This is a genomic window from Plantimonas leprariae (assembly GCF_008802405.1).
In the GTDB taxonomy this organism is placed as follows: Bacteria; Pseudomonadota; Alphaproteobacteria; order Rhizobiales; family Rhizobiaceae; genus Plantimonas; species Plantimonas leprariae.
The window spans coordinates 59,813-77,986 of the sequence record NZ_VZDO01000013.1; the positions used below are offsets into that span (position 1 = coordinate 59,813).

The 18,174-nt window shown below is 69.4% G+C and carries 17 protein-coding genes and 2 pseudogenes; 3 read left to right on the top strand and 16 right to left on the bottom strand.

Annotated elements, in window-relative coordinates; genetic code table 11:
* Positions 1-18: 18 nt before the first annotated feature.
* The 4 genes from F6X38_RS15700 to F6X38_RS15715 are packed head-to-tail and all read right to left on the bottom strand — an operon-like array spanning position 19 to position 3,701.
* Positions 19-975: an efflux RND transporter periplasmic adaptor subunit gene (locus F6X38_RS15700; protein WP_150971224.1), complete on the bottom strand. Its 957-nt coding sequence runs from the start codon at positions 973-975 to the stop codon at positions 19-21.
* Positions 972-1,181 carry a DUF1656 domain-containing protein gene (locus F6X38_RS15705; RefSeq protein ID WP_150971226.1) on the bottom strand — a complete coding sequence of 70 codons (210 nt, stop codon included), beginning with the start codon at positions 1,179-1,181 and terminating at the stop codon, positions 972-974. The genes F6X38_RS15700 and F6X38_RS15705 overlap by 4 nt, the downstream gene beginning before the upstream one ends.
* A gap of 7 nt (positions 1,182-1,188) precedes the next feature.
* Positions 1,189-3,240, bottom strand: coding sequence for an FUSC family protein (locus F6X38_RS15710; protein WP_150971228.1), 2,052 nt, complete (start codon positions 3,238-3,240; stop codon positions 1,189-1,191).
* The gene (locus F6X38_RS15715; RefSeq protein ID WP_150971230.1) at positions 3,237-3,701 is read right to left on the bottom strand and encodes a MarR family winged helix-turn-helix transcriptional regulator; all 465 of its coding nucleotides are present in this window, start codon (positions 3,699-3,701) and stop codon (positions 3,237-3,239) included. The genes F6X38_RS15710 and F6X38_RS15715 overlap by 4 nt, the downstream gene beginning before the upstream one ends.
* 221 nt (positions 3,702-3,922) lie before the next feature.
* Here F6X38_RS15715 and F6X38_RS15720 point away from each other — a divergent pair, with 221 nt between their 5' ends.
* Complete coding sequence (locus tag F6X38_RS15720; RefSeq protein WP_150971232.1) at positions 3,923-4,840, top strand: acetamidase/formamidase family protein; 918 nt, start codon at positions 3,923-3,925, stop codon at positions 4,838-4,840.
* Here F6X38_RS15720 and F6X38_RS15725 read toward each other — a convergent pair whose 3' ends face one another.
* The 12 genes and pseudogenes from F6X38_RS15725 to F6X38_RS24305 all read right to left on the bottom strand — a co-directional run.
* A complete protein-coding gene (locus F6X38_RS15725; RefSeq protein ID WP_150971234.1) occupies positions 4,841-6,115 on the bottom strand; it encodes a Zn-dependent hydrolase in 1,275 nt (424 codons plus the stop codon). It lies immediately after the preceding gene.
* Positions 6,112-6,954 carry a BtpA/SgcQ family protein gene (locus F6X38_RS15730; RefSeq protein WP_150971236.1) on the bottom strand — a complete coding sequence of 281 codons (843 nt, stop codon included), beginning with the start codon at positions 6,952-6,954 and terminating at the stop codon, positions 6,112-6,114. The genes F6X38_RS15725 and F6X38_RS15730 overlap by 4 nt, the downstream gene beginning before the upstream one ends.
* The gene (locus F6X38_RS15735; protein ID WP_150971238.1) at positions 6,951-7,850 is read right to left on the bottom strand and encodes a PfkB family carbohydrate kinase; all 900 of its coding nucleotides are present in this window, start codon (positions 7,848-7,850) and stop codon (positions 6,951-6,953) included. The genes F6X38_RS15730 and F6X38_RS15735 overlap by 4 nt, the downstream gene beginning before the upstream one ends.
* Positions 7,851-7,856: 6 nt before the next feature.
* Entirely contained in the window at positions 7,857-8,627 is a 771-nt protein-coding gene (locus F6X38_RS15740) for a glutamine amidotransferase (protein ID WP_150971240.1), read from the bottom strand.
* A gap of 19 nt (positions 8,628-8,646) precedes the next feature.
* Positions 8,647-9,741: a phosphotriesterase family protein gene (locus F6X38_RS15745; protein ID WP_150971242.1), complete on the bottom strand. Its 1,095-nt coding sequence runs from the start codon at positions 9,739-9,741 to the stop codon at positions 8,647-8,649.
* Position 9,742: 1 nt separating this feature from the next.
* On the bottom strand, positions 9,743-10,771 hold the full coding sequence (locus F6X38_RS15750; RefSeq protein WP_150971244.1) for an ABC transporter permease: 1,029 nt from the start codon (positions 10,769-10,771) through the stop codon (positions 9,743-9,745).
* Positions 10,768-11,568: an ATP-binding cassette domain-containing protein gene (locus F6X38_RS15755; RefSeq protein WP_150971246.1), complete on the bottom strand. Its 801-nt coding sequence runs from the start codon at positions 11,566-11,568 to the stop codon at positions 10,768-10,770. The genes F6X38_RS15750 and F6X38_RS15755 overlap by 4 nt, the downstream gene beginning before the upstream one ends.
* Positions 11,569-11,688: 120 nt before the next feature.
* On the bottom strand, positions 11,689-12,630 hold the full coding sequence (locus F6X38_RS15760; RefSeq protein ID WP_150971248.1) for an ABC transporter substrate-binding protein: 942 nt from the start codon (positions 12,628-12,630) through the stop codon (positions 11,689-11,691).
* A gap of 139 nt (positions 12,631-12,769) precedes the next feature.
* Positions 12,770-13,384: a cupin domain-containing protein gene (locus tag F6X38_RS15765; protein WP_246191386.1), complete on the bottom strand. Its 615-nt coding sequence runs from the start codon at positions 13,382-13,384 to the stop codon at positions 12,770-12,772.
* A gap of 5 nt (positions 13,385-13,389) precedes the next feature.
* Positions 13,390-14,118 (bottom strand): ABC transporter ATP-binding protein, encoded by a 729-nt coding sequence (locus tag F6X38_RS23940; protein WP_150971252.1) that lies wholly within the window; start codon positions 14,116-14,118, stop codon positions 13,390-13,392.
* A complete protein-coding gene (locus tag F6X38_RS23945; protein WP_246191380.1) occupies positions 14,103-14,420 on the bottom strand; it encodes an ABC transporter substrate-binding protein in 318 nt (105 codons plus the stop codon). Before F6X38_RS23945 ends, F6X38_RS23940 begins: the two co-directional genes overlap by 16 nt.
* A gap of 32 nt (positions 14,421-14,452) precedes the next feature.
* Positions 14,453-14,773: pseudogene (locus F6X38_RS24305) on the bottom strand (ABC transporter substrate-binding protein); the annotation flags it as partial.
* A 158-nt stretch (positions 14,774-14,931) separates the two neighbouring features.
* Between F6X38_RS24305 and F6X38_RS15780 the strand changes: the two are divergent.
* Both F6X38_RS15780 and F6X38_RS15785 read left to right on the top strand, forming a co-directional pair.
* Positions 14,932-15,780: pseudogene (locus F6X38_RS15780) on the top strand (nitrilase family protein).
* A 623-nt stretch (positions 15,781-16,403) separates the two neighbouring features.
* Entirely contained in the window at positions 16,404-18,164 is a 1,761-nt protein-coding gene (locus tag F6X38_RS15785) for an ABC transporter ATP-binding protein/permease (RefSeq protein ID WP_150971254.1), read from the top strand.
* Positions 18,165-18,174: the final 10 nt, after the last annotated feature.

Sequence of the window (18,174 nt, forward strand, 5' to 3'; positions counted from 1 at the left end):
GGTCGAGCGGCTCGCCTGTCAGGACGCCCAGTTGCCGATGCCGCCGACGAGATCGGCGATCCGATCGAGCCATTCCGGCCGGCTCGCCTGCCGGCGGTCGCCGGCGGCCGGAACCGGAAGCACGGCGACGGTCGCGGTCTGCCCGACGACGAGGGGTGCTGCCGTCGGATCGTCCAGCGCGACGCGGACGGGAACGCGCTGCGCGAGGCGCACCCAGCTGAAGGTCGGCGTGACGTTGGCGAGAAGGCTCGTGCCGTTGGTGCGCTCGCGATCCTCGATGCCCCCGGCGATGCTCTGCACGTGCCCGGGAAGGTCGCGGCCATCGCCCATCAGCCGCACCGAAACGGCGTCGCCGACCCGGATGCGCGGCAGCTTGGTTTCCTCGAAATAGCCCTCGACGCGGATCGAGTCGCTGTCGACCAGCGCCATCACCGCCTTGCCGGCCGTGACGTAGTCGCCGGGGTTGAGGGCGAGATTGGTGACGACGCCGTCCGTCGCGGCGCGCACTTCCGAACGCTGGAGGTTCAGCTTCGCGACGTCGCGGTTCGCCAGCGCCTGCTGGTAGTTCGCGTCGGCGATCGTCTCGGCGGCGAGCGCCTGCTCGACCTGCTGCTGCGAGGCGACGTTGCGGCTGAGCGTCTGGTAGCGCTCGGCGTCGCGCTTCGCCTGCCCCAGCGTCGCCTGCTGCCCTTCCACCGCGGCTTCCGCCAGTCGCAGCGCCAGCGCGAAGCGCTGCGCGTCGACGCGGAACAGAACGTCGCCCTTGCGCACCGTCTGGTTGTCGCGGACCAGCATCTCGCCGACGAGTCCCGAGACGTCCGGCGCGACGCCGACGATGTCGGCCCGCACGTGGCCGTCGCGGGTCCAGGGCGCCTGCATGTAATAGGCCCAAAGGCTCGTGCCGACCGCGAAGGCGGCCGCGACGACGACGAGCGTGACCGCGACGCGCGCGAGAAGGGAAAGGAAGCGTTTCACGACAGGTACCGGCTGAATGCGAGGTCGAGGCCGCCGAGCAGGATCACGTAGACGGCGAGGTCGAAGAGGGCCGGATGCCAGACGAGGCGGTAGGCGCCGGCCACGGCGAGGATGCGCTTGAGCAGGAGGCTGGCGAGAAGCGCGGCGAATGCCAGCACGAGCAGATGCGGCACGAAGATGCCGAAGAGGTCGAGGTCGGCTGTCATGACGCTTTCACTCCGCCGCGATCGAGTAGGCGGGCGGCTCGAACGCCTCGACCGGGCGCGGCAGCGTCGGCGGCCTGGCTGCCGGAAACAGTGCGCGCCGGATGCCGACGAGCGCGTTGAGGGTGGCGCGTCCCGCATCCGACCGATCGACGGCGGCCTCCGACAGGGCCGCGTCGATCGTCACGCGGATCCGTTCCGGCGCCTCGATGCGCCGCCCGGTCCGCGCCCGCTCCGTGAACAGATCGCCGACCGCCGCCAGTAGTTCGCCGACGGCGGGAGCGGCCCTGCCGTCGCGGCGGACCCGCTTCAGCTCGATGAGATTGAGGCCGAGGCGCAACTCGCCGAGCGCGTCGGGGGCCTCCCCGTCTGGCAGCGCCGCCAGCCGGGGCGCGAGCTGGCCGCTGCGGTCCAGCATGCGGCCGGCGAAGCGCCCGTCGGCCGGGAGGCTGCCGCCGCGCGCGATCGACGCCACGTCGCGCCACGAGGCCCGGAGGAGGCGGCGCGCGGCGAGCGCCGCGCCGAAGGGGCGCGTCGCCATGGTCCAGGCGAGGCCGAACAAGCCACCCGCGACCGAGGCGAGATTGCCGTTCAGGAAGCTCGCGAAGTCGGCGCTGTAGGTTTCCTGCACTCCGACGAAGGAGGCGGTGTTCACCGCCAGGAGCATGGCGATCAGGGTGAACTGCGGCCGGCCGACCAGCGTGCCGAACAGGAGGAACGGCACGGCGAACACCGCGACCAGCATCTCGAAGCCGTGCACCTGCGGCAGGACGGCGAAGATGTAGAAGCCGGAGACGGCGATCGAGATGCCCATCCAGATCGTGAAGGCCTTGATCTGCGGCACCGGATCGTCGAGCGCGGCGAAGAACGAGGCGCCGACGGCCGTCATGATCACGCAGCCGGATCCTTCCACCCAACCGCTCTCGATCCAGACGAAGGAGGCCAGCAGCGTCGCGAGGACGACGGAGCCGGCGGAAAAGGCGAGGAGGCCGAAATCGTAGTGCGGCGCCCGCGCGAAGACGTTGCGGAACCGCGGCGCGGGTTCGCGTCCTTGCGCCCGTTCCCCCAGCACGATCCGCCGCTGCGCTGCCTCGATGTCCTGCCAGAGGTCGACGAGATCGCGCATCCGGGCGAGGGCGCCGGCGAGGACCAGCGCGCCCCAGTCCGCCTGTCCCTCGACTTCCTCTTCGAGCGCGGCGATGCGGCGGCGAAGGCCGTCCGGGTCGGCGACGGCAGGGTCCTCGATCCACCGCAGCACATCCGCCCGCAAGGCGTCGAAGCCCTGCGGATCGGCGCCGGCGGCGCGGGCCGCCCCGATCCGGTCGCCGAGCGACGACAGGATGGGCAGCAGCATCGCCAGCCGGGCCTGGAGCTCGCGAGCGTGCCGGGCGGTCCGGCGCGCCGCCGGATCGTAGGCGATCTGCCCGATCAGGAGTTCGAGGCCCCGCACGTCGGCCGCGAGGCGCAGCCGCCCCTCGGCGGCGGCGGCCGGATCGCCGCTGCCGAGGATGCCGGCCGTCCATTCCGCCGCGCCGTTCCTCCACTTGTCGACTTGGTTGGCGAGGGTCGGGCCGACGGCGGTCGGCAGGATCACGCTGTTGACGACGCTGGCGCAGACGATGCCGAGCGTGATCTCGAGCGAGCGCGCGACGGCGAGATCGAAGACGCTGCCCGGATCGCCGACGGCGGGGAGCGCGATCAGGGGCAGCGAATAGCCGGCCAGCATGAAGACGTAGGAACGCGGCGTCCGGTCGAGCAGCGACACGAACAGGAACCCGCCGGTCCAGAGCGCCACGGCGAGGCTGAGAAGTTCCGGTGCGTTCACGAGCGGCGGCACGAGCAGCACCGCGCCGGCCGCGCCGATGAAGGTGCCGAGCGCGCGGTAGAGCGCCTTCGAGCGCGTCGCGCCGGACAAGGGGTTGGCGACGACGTAGACCGCCGCCATCGCCCAGTAGGGGCGCGGCAAACCGGCCGCCAGCGCCACGTAGAGCGCGAGCATCGATGCCGCGAAGGCCTTGGCGGAGAACAGCCAGTCGCGCCATGTCGGAAGGGCGGCGGTCATGCGGCCCTGGTCCGGGTCGTGGCGGTCGCCTCCACCGCCGCGTCCAGCGCCGCGTAGACCCGCAGCACGGCCTGCAGGTCGGCTTCGGGAACGCCGCCGAGCACGGCGGCGCGCAATCGGGTCAAGTCGTCCTCGATGTGCCGCGTCACGGCGCGGCCCTTCGCGGTCAGCCAAAGAGTCTTGGCGCGCCGGTCGCTCGGATCGTCGCGCCGCTCCACGAGCTCGGCCGCGGCGAGCTGGTCGAGCAACCGGACGAGCGACGGTCCTTCGATGCCGATCTCGTCGGCGAGCGGGCCTTGGCGAACCCCTTCTCCCATCCGGCCGATCGTGATCAGCGGCATGGCGCAGGCCTGCGAGATGCCATGCGCTTCCACGATCTCGCGCGCCAGCCGCCGCCATTGGCGCGAAGCGCGATCGAGATTGCTCGTCACGTCGAAGCGGACCGACTGCGAAAGGATCATGCGGAGTAGATAGCGTGCTATCGATTAGCATGCAATACGCTAGGACGCTACCTTCCGAGGCATGCCGGGCGGCGGCCGGCCCTCGGATGGAGCCGAATAGACGCTGAGCAGGGTCTGAGCGGCGAAGCATAGCAACGAGGAAGGGATGCCCGGCGGGCACCTAACCAGCATCCTGATCGTCCGACTTGTGGCACGTACGGCGGACGGCTACGCCTTCCACCATGACGACGCACCGCTTCGCTGCCGACCGCTGGCACAATGTCCTGGGCACGCTGCCGCCGGCGCTGACCGTGGCTTCCGGCGACACGGTCGTCACCGAGACGCTCGACGCCGGCGGTTTCGACAGGGACGGCGTCAAGCGCGCCGCCGAGCCGAACCCGATGAACGGCCCGATCTTCGTTGTCGGCGCCGAGCCGGGCGACGCCCTCAAGGTCGAAATCGTCCGGATGACGCCGGCCCGCGCCACCGGTTGGACGCGCGCCTCGCTCGCCGCCAACGTCGTCGATCCCGAAACCGTCCGCTCCCTGCCGCCGCGCGACAAGGCGAACTGGCGCATCGATCTGCAAGCGTCGACGGCGGTCCTCGATCCGCCCGTGCCGGGGCTGGAGCACCTCGTCCTGCCGCTAGAGCCGATGATCGGCTGCTTCGGCGTGGCGCCGGACATGGGCCAAGCCTTTTCCACCGCCACCAGCGCCGAGAACGGTGGCAACATGGACTACCGGGGCTTCGGCCCCGGCGCCACCGCCTGGTTTCCGGTGGCCGTGCCCGGCGCCCTGTTCTTCCTCGGCGATTGCCACGCAGCCCAAGGCGACGGCGAGATCGTCGGCACCGGCATCGAAACCGCCTACGAGGTCGAGGTGCGGCTGACGGTGGAGAAGGGGAGGAGGCTCGTCTGGCCGCGCGGCGAGAATGCCCGAGACATCTTCTCGGTCGGCAACGCCCGGCCGCTCGACCAGGCGCTGCAGCACGCCACCACCGACATGTTCGAATGGCTGCAAAACGACTATGGGCTCGGCCCGGCGGCGGCGAGCCATCTCATGGGACAGGTCGTGCGCTACGACATCGGCAACGTCTTCGATCCGGCCTACACCGTCGTCTGCCGCATCGAAAAGAAATGGCTGCCGCCCCGGCAGGGATGATCAGGCTCGGGCATTTCGCTCCGGCGCTCCGGCCAGTTCGAGATAGTCCACGGCTGCGTTCAACAGCGCCGTCGCCCCGTCGATGGAAGCGGCCGGGGCGACGTCTTCCGCTTCGTTGTGGCTGATTCCGTCACGGCAGGGCACGAATATCATGCCGCTCGCCGCCACGCGGGACAGGAAGAGCGCGTCGTGGAATGCACCGGAGACGATGCGTCGGCAAGACAAGCCGGATCGGGCGGCCGCCGTCTCCACCAGCGTCACGACGGACTCGGGAAAGGCGGCCGATCGCATGTTCGAGAGCACCGTCACCTCCATCCGGCAACCCGCCGCCGCAGCGTGACGGGCGCAGATCTCGCGCACCGTCGCGTCGATCGCCGCGAGCCGCGCGTCGTCGGGATGGCGGAGGTCGAGCGTGAATGCGACGCGCTCGGGCACGACGTTGATCGAGCCCGGCTCCGCTGCGATCCGGCCGACGGTGAGGCGCGCGTCCCCATCCGCCGGCATGATGGAGCGGTGCAACTCGCCGAGAACGGCGACGGCGGCGACGAGAGGATCGCGGCGAAACGCGAGCGGGGTGGTGCCGGCATGCGCGGGCCTGCCGGTGAACGAGACCTCCAGCCAACGCGTCGCCTGGATGCCGGTCACGGCGCCGATCGCGACATCCTCCGCTTCCAGCGCCGGGCCCTGCTCGATGTGGAGTTCGAGATAGGCGGCTAGCGGGATGCCGAGCGGCCTCGACTTCGCCTGCGGCAGGGCCGCGAGGGTGGCCCGCAGCTCGTCCGACAGGCGCATTCCGTCACGGTCTTGCGCTTCCCGCCATTCCGACGGAATCGTTCCTCCGGCGAAGGCCTGCGAGCCGAAGGCGCCCGGCTGGAAGCGGCTGCCTTCCTCGTTGGTCCAGGCGACGGCTTCCACGGCACGGGCCGGCCTCGCGCCGACATCCTCCAGCGCCTCCAACACCTCGAAGGCAGCGAGGACGCCGAGCGTGCCGTCGAAGCGACCACCCTTCGGCTGCGTGTCGAGATGGCTGCCGAGGAGGAGTGGGGGAAGGGACGGGTCGGTCCCCTCGCGCCGGACGAAGAGGTTGGCGGCTTCGTCCTGAAGCACGGCGAAACCGCGCGCGGCGGCGAGATCCGCCAGCAGGCGTCGCGCCTCCCGGTCGCCGGCCGTCAAGGCTTGGCGGTCGACACCGCCCTTCGGCGTCGCCCCGATCGCCGCGAAGGCGGCGAGGCGGGCGAGCAGCCGCTCGCCGTTCACCGCCGGCGTTCGGCTCACCGCTTCAGGCCGCGCATGAAGCGGCGCACGCGGTCCGGATCGACGGCGTTCCACCAGACGCCGTCATGCTTCAGGGAACTCGCGACGATCACGCCGTCGACGATGCCGAGGATGTCGCCGACGTTGTCCGGCGTGACGCCGCTGCCGACGAGCGTCGGCAGGCCGGCGGCCTCCTTGATCATGCGGATGTAGGAGAGATCGGCGGCATGGCCGGTGCGCTGGCCGGTGGCGATCACCGCGTCGGCATCGAAGAAGACGAGGTCCTTCACCTGCTCCTCGACCGGGCGGTCGGCGACGATCGCGTGCGCCCCGTGCTTGACGTGGGCGTCGGCGAAGATGCGCACGCCCTTCGCCCGAAGCCGCGCGCGGTAGCGCATGGCGCGCGCCGCCTCGCCTTCGACGAAGCCCTCGTTCGCCACGTAGGCGTTGGCCCACTGGTTGACCCGCACGAACTTCGCGCCGGATGCGCTGGCGATCGCGAGGGCCGGCACGGCGGCGTTGGCGAGGACGTTGATGCCGATCGGCCGGCCGAGCTCGCGCCGGATGCGGTCGGCGACGACCGCCATATGCGCGGCGGTCTCCGGCCCGATATCGTCCGGTTTCGCGAAGGGCACGTCGCCGTGGTTCTCGACGATGACGCCGTCGCAGCCGTTCTCCAGGTAGGCGCGGGCGTCGCCCAAGCCTTGCTCGTAGATCGACTCGACCGCTTCGCCGTCGAAGCGCGGGGCTCCCGGCAGCGGCGGCAGGTGCACCACGCCGATGACCACCTTCGACCGGCCGAATATGCCAGCCACCGCGTCGCCGCCCGCGCGTCCGATCGGTTGGGATGAGGATGTCATGCGGTGTCCTTCAGAAGGAGGTCGGCGAACTCGTCGTGCGACGGTCCGGAGCCGAAGGTGCCCGGTCGCGTCACCGCGACCGACGCCGCGTGGATCGCGATTTCGAGCGCCGCGGCGAGCGAACGGCGGCGGTCGAGACAGCCGGCCAGCGTGCCGGCGAGGACGTCGCCGGCCCCGCTCGTGTCGACGGGCACGACCGCGGGTGCCGGGAACGCGACGAGGCCGTCCGCCTCGGCGAGGATCGCGCCGCGCGAACCGAGGGTGACGACCGCGCGATCCACCCCCATCGATCTGAGCGTTGCGGCGATCTCCCGCGGCTCGGCGCATCCCGTCACCGTCGCGCCTTCGTCGCGGTTCACGACGACGAGGTCGACGCCCCCGAACGGACATGCCTCCTCCGCACCGAGCGGGCTCGCGTTGAAGAGGGTGAAGAGGTTCGAGGTCGCCGCCGCGCGCAGGCAGGCGGCCGTCGTGTCGGGTGCGAGGTTGTTCTGCATCACGAGCACGTCGCCGGGCTTTGCCGCCTCGCGCCAGCCGCTCCGATCGGCGGCGAAGGCGCGGGCGGCCTCGACCGCACTGACGACGAGGTTCTCCGCTTCCGCGTCGACCAGCACGCAGGAACGGTCGCTCGGCGCGCTCACCGCGACGAGCCCCCGATCCGACAAGCCGGCTTCGAGCAGCCGTCGACGGATTTCCGTGCCTTCCGCGTCCTGCCCCACCGCCGCCCAGAGCGTGGTTGCCGCGCCGGTGCGGGCGGCGGCGAGCGCCTGGTTCGCGCCCTTGCCGCCGAGCGTCACCGCGCAGGATCCGGCGTTCACCGTCTCGCCGGGGCGCGGAAAGCGATCGAGGCGAAAGGTCGTGTCGAGGCAGACGTTGCCGACGACATGGACGGCCACGGCGCGTCAGTCCTTCGCGGTGGCCCAGGCCAGCATGCCGGCGAAGAGCTTGGCGTAGCCGTCCCAGCGGATGAAGTCGCCGGGCAGCCAGTGCGGGCCGACATCCGACGTCCAGACCACCGTGCGCCCGCGACCGTAGGTGCCGGTGACGAGGAGCGGCTGCGAGCCGTATTCGCTGGATACCGTCGCGAGCACTTCCGCGCCCGGCTTCAGTTCCACCTCGTTGTAGCCGAGAAGCACCGGCCAATCCGCGCCGAGGCCCGCGAGGATCGGATGCGCGGCGTCGCCCGTCACCACCGGCGTGAAGCCTTCCGGCACCTCGACGCGGTCGTCGACCGGCAGGCACGTCACCGGCAGCACCTCCTCGACGGCAGTGCGGCGATAGCGCGCCCCGCCGTTGATGCCCTGGAACGAGTAGTAGCCGCCGAACATCAAGAGCGCGCCACCGCCTTCCACATACTGCTTCAGGAGCTTCAGCCGGTTGGGCGTCGTCTTCGAATGGATCCAGGTGTCCGGGTGAAGCAGCAGCGTGTTCGCGCCGATGTCGGAGAGGATCACCGCGTCGTAGGCCTGCAGGCCTTCCAGCGTCTGCGGGAAATCGCGCTGGGCGAGATGCGAGGGCATGAACTCGACCGCGAAGGGGCTCGACTTCAGCGCCGCGAGCAGTTCGTCCGCGCCCTGGTGGTAGGTGACGGTCGGGAACTGGTCGAAACCCTTGATATGGGTCGCGGTGGAAACCCAGGACTCGCCGGCCAAAAGGACTTTCTTGTCGGACATCGTGTCTCTCGCGAAGGTGTCAGGCCGCCGCCGAGAAGACGGCGCGGGGGTTGTCGACCATCATCCGGTCGATCGTGGCGTCCTCGATCCCGTGACGGCGGAGGCGCGGGACGAAGTGCTTCAGCACGTGCGCGTAGCCGAAGCCGCCGAAGCGGGTCAGCATCATCTTCAGGAACACGTCCTGGCTGAGGAGGATGCGGTCGGCGAAGCCCGCGTCGACCAGCGCGCGGATCGCCCGCGCGTTCTCCTCGTCGGACGGCGACTGGGCGTCCTGGTCGGCGTAGTAGTAGTCCATGCCGATCATGTCGTATTCCAGAAACGCGCCGCGTTCGGCGAGGCTCGTCTGGTAGGCGAGGTCGGCGTGGCTCGGGTTCATGTGGCAGAGAACGGTGTGGCGGAGGTCCGCCCCTTCCGCCTCCACGACGTCCAGCACCTCGTGCGCGAGGCGCTCCCAGCCCGGCAGGTGGATCGACAGCGGCACGCCGGTGCGAGCCGACGCGCGGGCGGACGCGCGGAGCGACTTCCTTTCCTCGGGCGTGAAATCCTTCGAGACGCCGACCTCGCCGATGATGCCGGCGACGATCTCGGGCTTCTCGTCGGCGCCGCCGACGTCCCTAACCAGGAACTCGGTCACTTCCTCGACGTCCATCCCCCGCAGCCATTCGGGATGGCTGAATTCGAGATAGAAGCCGGAGCCCATGACGATCCGGAGACCGCTCATCCGCGCGATACGGCGCAGCTTCTCGGGATCGCGGCCGATGCCGATATTGGTCGGGTCGACGACGGTGTGGCCGCCGAGCGCCTGGAACAGCTTCAGCTCCGACAGCGCGAGGTCGCCGTCGGTCAAGGAAACGTTGTCCCGGTTCATGTAGGGGTTCATCCGCAGCTCGCCGATGATCTCGATCGTGACCGGCCCCTCGTTCAGCACCGGGTCCGGCGGCTGGCACGGGCAGCGCCACGCCTTCGAACCGTCGATCAGGATGTGCTCGTGCATCAGCGTCACGCCGAGCTCGGCGACCGGCACGGGCCCGTCGACCGTCATCACGTGGCCGGAGCGCACGCCGATGCCGATGCCGGCATGCCGAGCGGCGGGGTCGCGGAACTCGAGCGGCATCTCAGGTCCTCCGGCCGCTGCGGAACAGGCGGAAGTTCAGCCAGATCGCGACGAGGATGATGCACCCCGTGACGATCGGCGTCAGGAACGGCGAGGTGTGCGACAGGATCAGGCCGTTCGCGATCACCGAGACGGTCAGCGCGCCGAGGATCGTGCCGACCATCGTACCGCGCCCGCCGAAGAGCGAGGTGCCGCCGAGGACCACCGCCGCGATGACGTCGAGCTCGAAGCCCTGGCCGGAATTCGACGAGCCGGAGCCGAGGCGGCCGGCGAGCACGACGCCGGCCAGCGCGGCTGCGACCGAGGACAGGACGTAGACGGCGATGAGGGTTCGCCGCGTGTCGACGCCGGCCCGCCGCACCGCCTCGCGGTTCGCGCCGATGCCGGTGACGTAGCGGCCGAACCGCGTCGCGTTGAAGACCAGCGCCGCGACGAGGAGGCTCGCCAGCGCGATCCAGGCCGGGATCGGCACGCCGCCGAACCAGCCGCGGCCCATCACGACGAAAGCGCTGTCCGGCGCGATCGGGATCGAATAGCCGCCGGTGACGAGGAGAGCGATGCCGCGGATCACCGACAACCCGGCCAAGGTGACGATGAAGGCGGGGATGCCCTCGTAGGCGATGAAGAAGCCTTGGCACGCGCCGACCAGCGCGCCGAGCCCGAGCATCAGGAGAATGACGACAGGCCAGGGCACGCCGACCTGCAGCGCGGCCGCCGACAGGGCGCAGACGAGCGCCAGCACCGAACCGACCGACAGGTCGATGCCCCCCGTCGTGATCACGAAGGTCATCGCGGCGGCGACGATGAGGAGGGGGGCCGCCTGCCTGACGATGTTGAGGATGTTCGGCGTCGACAGGAAGGCGTTCGTCGTCAGCGCGAAGAACAGGCAGACGACGACGAAGAAGATCGCGATCGAGCCGACCGCGCCGTTCGCGACGAAGCGGTCGCGCAGCGTCGCCTTGCGCACGCGGGCGGCGCTCGCCGGCGCGTGGATGGCGGCCTCGGTCTCGGAGAGCCCGGCCGGCGTCATGCGTCGGCTCCGGCTTCGGCCGGGGAGCGGCGGGCGGAGCGCGCCGCGAACTTCCGGCCGACGATGAGGTTCACCACCTCCTCGACATCGGTGTCCTCGATCCGCCGCTCGGCGACGTTGCGCCCCTCGTACATCACCTGGATGCGGTCGCAGACGAGGAAGAGGTCCTGCAGGCGGTGCGTGATCAGGATCACAGAGACGCCGCGCGCCGAGACGGCGCGGACGAGATCGAGCACGGCCTCCACTTCCGCCACCGCGAGCGCCGCCGTCGGCTCGTCCATGATGAGGACCTTCGGCTCGAAGGACGCGGCGCGGCCGATCGCGATCGACTGGCGCTGGCCGCCGGACAGGTTCTCGACCTTGAGGCGCGTGTCGGCGATGACGATGCCGAGCTTCTCCAGCATCGCCTTCGCGTCGGCGTGCATCCGCCGCTTGTCGAGAAGCCGGACGCCCGCGAGCCGCTTCACCGGCTCGCGGCCGAGGAAGATGTTGCCCGCGACGTCCACCGTGTCGCAGAGCGATAGGTCCTGATAGACCATCTCGACATGCGCGGCCCGCGCGTCGGCGGGAGAGGCGAAGCGCACGTCCTGTCCGTCGATCTCGATCGTGCCGGCGTCCGGCACCACGGCGCCGGACAGGACCTTCGAGAGCGTCGACTTGCCGGCGCCGTTGTCGCCGACGAGGCCGAGCACCTCGCCGGGCGCGAGGCGGAGCGAAACGTCGGCCAGCGTCTGGATCGGCCCGTAGCGTTTCGAGATGCCGGTCATGCGGACCCGGTCCGGTGGCTTGACGCTCATGCTGATCCGTTCCGTCGGGAGGAAAGGAGGCGGAAGGGCCGTCCGATGTTCGGGCGAGGCGGCCCTTCCGCGCCGGGGCTTCACGCCTTCCGAAAGGCGGAAGCCTGTCGGTCGGAACGTCTACTTGAACATGGTCCGGAACTGGTCGACGTTCGCCTTCGTGACGATCGTCACGGGAATGTTGATGATCGGCTCGACCTTGCCGCCCTTCTTCAGCGTCGCCAGCGCCTCGACGGCCGCCTTGCCCTCGCCGGCGGGGTCCTGCTGCACGACGGCGGCGACCCAGCCCTCGTCGATGCCCTTCACCGCCTGCGCGGTGAGGTCCCATCCGAACACCTTCACGTCGCTCTGCCGCCCCTGGCTTTCCACCGCCGAGACCGCGCCGATCAGCGCCGGCTCGCCGGTCGCGTAGAGCGTCGACATCGCGGGGTTGGCGGTCATCAGGTTCTCGGCCGCGCCGAGCGCCACGTCCTGGACGTTCTGGCCGTCGACGGTGTCGAGGAACTCCACCTTCGCGCCGCTGTCGGTCACCGCCTTCTTGAAGCCGTCCAGGCGCTGGTTCTGGATGAAGGAGTTCAGGGCGCCGATGACGCCGACCGACGCTTCGCCCTTCATCTCCTTCTTCACGTAATCGGCGAAGAACCGGCCGATCTCCTCGCCGGCCTTCATGTTGTCGACGCCGACGAAGGCGACGTTGTCGCCGTCCGGGATCTGCGCGTCGATGGCGATCACCGGGATGCCGGCCTTCTTCGCTTCGGTGATCGCGGGCTTCACGCCGTTGACGTCGATGGCGACGAGGATGATGCCGTCGACCTTCTGCGTGACGTAGTTCTCGATCGCCGTGTTCTGGGCGGCCGGCACGTTGTTGGCGTCGTAGATCACCAGATCGGCGCCGGCCGCCTTCGCGGCCGCCTTGGCGCCATCGTTGATCTGGTTGAAGAACAAGGCCTGCTGGTTGATCGTGACGAGCGCGAAGGTGTCGGCCTCAGCGGCCGTCGCACCGAGGGCGGCGAATATCGAAAGAGCGGCGATGCCGAGGCCGAGACGGCGGGAGAGGCGCATTTTCGTTTCTCCTTCGTGATGCCCGGCATCGGGCAAAGCGCCCGGACGGCGCGAGACGACAATTCAAGAGACTTGAATTACTGTCAATACGCTTGCGAAAACTCCGGGCAGTTTTCGCCTCGCGCGTTTGCCGGGCAGTTCAGAAGGTCGGAGGGGTGTTCACCCAGAAGATGCTGGCCGGAACGTCGCCGATGTTGCGGTAATGGTGCGGGCGTTCGGACCTGAAGGCGAAGGCGTCGCCCGCGTTCAGCTCGAACACGCCGTCGTCGACGGTCAGTTCGATCGTACCCTCGATCACGTAGCCGACCTCCTCGCCGGCATGGCTGATCGGGCCGGCGCTCGTGCCGCCCTTGCCGATATGATGGATGTTGCACTGAAGGAGATGCCCCGCCGAATAGGGGATCACCCGTTCCAGCGCGACGCCGTCGCCCTGGCGCAGCCGATCGAGCGCGATCAGCGGCCGCTGTCCGGCGCGGAAGATGATGCCTTCCTCGCCGTCCACCTCCTCGAACATCCGCCCGATATTCGTTTCCAGCACCTCGACGAGGCGATGTAGCATCGGCAGCGAGGGCGAGGCCTTGCCGTTCTCGATCTTCGACAGGAGGCTCTCCGAGCAGCCGGCCGCGATCGCGACTTCCTTCAAGGTCATGCCGCGCGTCTGGCGGGCGTGCTTCAGCCGGAGCCCGAGCTTCCCCGCCGCGCCCGCGTCGTGGCCGGGGCGCCCCTGTCTGCCGGCGTCGTTCCAAACGTTCAACGAACTCAAGTCGAGCCTCGATACCGATCGAGCCGACCGCGGTGGACGGTGGGCCCGGTTTCTTCGCCTCGCCGGTCTGCGCCGGATCGTCCCGGTGATGCATCGAGCCGGCGAGCGCTGCAACCATATGTGGCGCATCGTCCGGCAGCCAGCGTCGCCGCGGCCGTCAGGCACACCATTTCTAACCGGCGCGACCGCTTGCCGAGGCTCGTCGGCGGACCGATGTCTCCGCAGGCGCCGGAGTGCCCGGAAATGCCGCCGACCTCGATCAGCGGCGCGCTCATGCGGCGCTTTTCGGCGTCGACGCGGCGCCCGCCGGGGGTGCCGCCGCTGTTTCCCGCGTCCGTTTCCAGCGCCGGGCCGTCGAGAGGGTGCGCCAAGGCGTCGGCCGGGACGCTGCCGTAGATCAGACAGAGGATCTCGCGCTTCAGGCGGTTGAAGACCGGATCGGTCAGTACGCTCATCGGTTGCGGCCGGGCGAGAGGCACGGGCAGGATACGCTCGATCCGACCGGGCCGCGGCGACATCACCACGACGCGGTCGCCGAGAAGGATCGCCTCGTCGATGTCGTGCGCCGCGAAGACGACCGTGCGCTTCTCTTCGGCCCAGATGGCGAGGAGCCACTGCTGCATGGCGAGGCGCGTCTGCGAATCCGGGGCGCCGAACGGCGCGTCGAGCAGCATCACGTCGGGATTGAGCGCCAGCGTGCGCATCAGCGCTACGCGCTGCCGCATCCCGCCGGAAAGGGCGGACGGATAGTGGTCGACGAAGTCGCCGTCGCCCGCAGGAAAGCCTTCGCCAACTCGGGATTGCTCTTCAGCCAGTCGGAATTCGCCGCCAGCATGAAGATCGGCGTGTTCGGCACGCCGTGCTCGACGGCAGGCAGAAAGGACGGCGTCTGCTCGCCCGTGACGCGCATGCCGGTGCCTTCCGCGTTGGTGAGGCCGGTGATGGCATCGACGCGCTTCTGCAGGAGCAGCGGGACCGTATCGTCGGCCGCGGCAACGGTCTGCGCATCGCCTTCCGAACCGAGCACGCCCCAGTTGTTGCCGCGCCCGTAGCGACCGATCGCGGTGACGGGTGCCTGTCCCGGGCGAAGACGACGTCCATCACCGTCGTGAAGGCCACCTCCGCCCGGCCGGTGCCGAGGAACTTCATCGTATCGGCCACGGTCGGCGACGTGACGATGTCGAGGTCGATCCCCTCGTCCTTGTAGAAGCCCTTGTCGCTTCCGAGAATCCACGGGATCCAGAAGGCATCTGGCGTCGGCCATTCCTGAATGAAGGTGAGCTTCGTTGGTTCGGCGGCGCGGGCCGGGATCAAAGCGAGGCTGCCGAACGCGAGGGTGGCAGCAAGAACGGAGGCGACGGCGCGTCGGGTGACCGGCATGGAGATGATCCGAACGGGAAGTTGCCGGCGAAATTTTCATCTGTCAAGCGACTTGAACTGATATCAAGCATCTTGCGTCCGGCTCGGGCCTGCGCGACGCTGCCGGTCACGGCCGGACGGAAAACAGGAGTTGCGGGATAGTACGGCAAGAAACGGAGATCGGGATCGGCGTCGTGCAGATGGAGCCGGTGTTCGGTGAAACCGAGCGGAACGTCGCGCGCTCGGTCGAGCTGATCGAGGCAGCGGCCGACCGCGGCGTGCAGCTCGTCGTGCTGCCGGAACTCTGCAACACCGGCTACGTCTTCGAAACGCGGGGCGAGGCGAAGGCGTTGGCCGAGGACGTTCCCTCCGGTCCCTCGACCGCCGCCTGGATCGCGGCGGTGGCCGCTCGAAACCTCCATATCGTCGGCATCACGGAGCGGGAGGGCGACACCCTCTACAATTCGGCCGTCGTCATCGGGCCGGACGGGCTCGTCGGGCGCTACCGGAAGATGCACCTTTGGGCCGACGAGGCGCTGTTCTTCGCGCCCGGCAATCTCGGCTTCCCGGTCTTCGAGACGGCGGTCGGGCGCCTCGGGGTCCGTATCTGCTACGACGGCTGGTTCCCGGAGAGCTACAGGCTGGCGGCGCTGCAGGGGGCGGAGATCGTCTGCGTGCCGACGAACTGGGTGCCGATCCCGGGTCAGGACCCGGCCCGCGCCGCGATGGCCAACACCCTGGTCATGGCCGCCGCTCACACGAACTCGATCTTCGTCGCGGCGGCGGACCGCGTCGGCACGGAGCGCGGCCAGCCCTTCATCGGCCAGAGCCTGATCGTCGGCCCGCCGGGCTGGCCCGTCGCCGGCCCCGCCGGGACGGACGGCGAGGAAATCCTGGTGGCACGCGTCAACCTCGCCGACGCGCGGCGCAAGCGGAACTGAAACGCCTTTAACCAGGTACTCCGCGACCGCCGCACCGACGTCTACGACGAGATGCTCGGCAGCTCGCATGCACCTGGCTGGTATTAGGGGGCTCACGTCCGAGTTCTTCCGCTGGATGCCGGCAAATGCAAGTGGGTGGAAACCTGACTGTCCGCTGCGAAGGCGATCGACGGCTCGACCGGTCGGCCCGCTTCCTCGCAAGACATCCGGGTCATTAAAGGGATCGGCGCACCGGTCGCGATATCGAGGAGGGTTGCTTCGCCTGTCCTCGCGGGCATCCTTGAGGACATGGTTGGCTTCGGCTTCAACTCCGCTAAGGTTACGGCATGGCGTCCTGAGCCTCATGGAACCGGAAGGATGCCCGTTCGTGATCGAGACCGAACGCTTCGCGTGCCCTGCTCCCACGGCGCGGTCGAAGAACCCGATTGCCCGAGCCGCTTCCCCACGATCCGATCGGCGTGCGGTTTCGATCAATTGCCGATCGCCCGGCCCTTGACGGGCTCGTCGACCCCCCGTGCTTGCCTCTGAGCGCATGCGTGCGTCGGGATCGAGACCCTTGCCCGTCCGGCCATCGACCTGCATCGAGACTTTGATGCTCGCGGGGCGCATCGGCCGTCGTCGTTCGTGTAGCCGGAGGCAGGCCTTCCGGAGAAGGAGAGGAACCGCATGACCGGAACGGCGGCGCGCAAGATTTCCGGACGCATGCCACGATGATCGTGTCCGCCTTCTGGAAATCGCCGCAGCGCAACAAGATCGTTCTGCTCGCCTTGGCGCTGGTCCTCGTCGTCGGGGCGGCGGCCTACGCCCAGATCTGGCTGAACGCCTGGAACCGACCCTTCTACGACGCCTTGGCTCGCAAGGATTTCGGCGCCTTCGTGCATCAGCTCGGGGTGTTCGCGGCCATCGCCGGCGTGCTGCTGGCCCTCAACGTCGCGCAGCTCTGGCTCAACCAGACGGGCAAGGTTTCCTTGCGCGAAGGGCTGGTGCACGATCTTCTCGACGAGTGGCTGAAGCCGCTCCGCGCCTTCCGCTTGTCGAACGCCGGGGAAATCGGCGCCAACCCCGATCAGCGCATCCACGAGGATGCCCGGCATCTCACCGAGCTGTCGGTCGATCTCGGCATCGGCCTCCTGCAGGCGACCCTCCTGCTTTTCAGTTTCGTCGGCGTGCTCTGGACCCTGTCGCGCAGCCTGGCCGTGCAGATCGGCGGCCACAGCTTCACCCTGCCGCCGGGCTACATGGTGTGGAGCGCGCTGTTCTACGCCGGCGCGGCGTCGCTGCTTTCCTGGTCGGTCGGGCGGCCGCTGATAGAGCTCAACGCCGCGCGCTATGCCCGCGAGGCGGAGTTGCGCTTCGCTCTCGTGCGCATCAACGAGGGCGTCGGAAGCATCGCGGCGTATGAGGGGGAGGCGGACGAGAGGGCGAGGGTCGAGACGATCTTCCAGACCGTGCTCGTCGCCTCGCGTCGGATCGTCGGCGCCGTCACCCGGCTGACCTGGGTGACGGCGGGCTACGGCTGGTTCACGATCATCGCTCCGATCCTCGTGGCCGCCCCGATCTACTTCAACGCAGAGGCCAACCTGAGTTTCGGCGAGCTGATGATGATCGTCGGCGCCTTCAACCAGGTGCAGCAGTCGCTCCGCTGGTTCGTCGACAATTTCTCCGTCATCGCCGACTGGCGCGCCACGCTGATCCGCGTATCGAGCTTCCGGCGCGCGATCCTTGCGATCGACACGCTCGGCCGCACCGAGGAGCAGATCGCCTTCGAGGAAGGCGGGCCGTCGTTCCGCTTCGAGAAGCTGTGCATCGCCGCGCCCGAATGCTGCAGGCTGGAGGAGGCGTCGGTCGAGCTCAAGCCCGGCGAGCGCGTGTCGGTGGTCGGCGAGACCGGAGAGCAGCACACCTTGCTGTTCCGCACCCTGGCCGGCCTCTGGCCCTGGGGGAGCGGTCGGGTCGTCCACCCCCCGCGCCGGACGATCATATTCATGTCGTCGCAGGCCTACCTGCCGCCCGGCACGCTCCTTGCGGCGATCGCCTATCCCCATTCCGACCGGACCCACGACACGGCCCGGATCGCGGCGGCGTTCGAGGCGCTCGGCCTCGAACGCCGGCTCGACTCGCTCGATGCCGTCGACCGTTGGGACCAGCTCGGCAACGACGAGCGGCAGCGCCTGGCCTTCGTCCGGGTGATCCTGCAACGGCCCGACTGGCTGGTGCTCGACGGCGTGCTAGATCCCCTGGAAGACGAGACCCGGGCCCGGGTCGAGGCGTTGTTCCGCGATGAGCTGAAGCACATGGGTATCATCAGCCTCGGGGATGCGGCGGCCGGCAGCCTGTTCACGCGGACCCTGCACCTTGTGGCGAATCCGGCCGGCTCCTGCTTCGAGCCGGTCGCCAGCGCCCATGCGGCGGCGAGTGCCGCGAAGCGGAAGGCCAAGCGGTCGGCGCGGCAGGCGGTGCCCGCGCAATGACGGGAGACGG